This window comes from Marinobacter algicola DG893 (assembly GCF_000170835.1).
Taxonomy (GTDB): Bacteria; Pseudomonadota; Gammaproteobacteria; order Pseudomonadales; family Oleiphilaceae; genus Marinobacter; species Marinobacter algicola.
The window spans coordinates 1-228 of record NZ_ABCP01000102.1 but is presented as its reverse complement, the minus strand read 5'-3'; the positions used below and the strand labels follow the sequence as shown (position 1 = coordinate 228).

The 228-nt window shown below is 58.3% G+C and carries 1 protein-coding gene; it reads right to left on the bottom strand.

Annotated elements, in window-relative coordinates; translation table 11 throughout:
* Positions 1 to 45: 45 nt before the first annotated feature.
* A partial coding sequence (locus MDG893_RS20395; RefSeq protein ID WP_040474847.1) for a DesA/ISL3 alpha bundle tail domain-containing protein occupies positions 46 to 228 on the bottom strand: 183 nt, incomplete at its 5' end.

Below are 228 nucleotides of genomic sequence, written 5' to 3'. Positions count from 1 at the left end.
CCCACCTCGGGACCAGACACCACAACCATCAGGCTACAAGGGCAATCACGGCGAAGGCCGAAGAGAATAAGCCCGCAGATGCGCCGCAAAGTCCTCAAGGTAGCGAATACCGCTGGCCTCTGCCTCCCGACACCACTCCATTAGCGCATGCAACTTCTCCTGCGGCTTCAAACCACGGCGACGCCACAACTCTTGCAGCTCGTTGCTCTTCTCATAAATCTGCCGCAG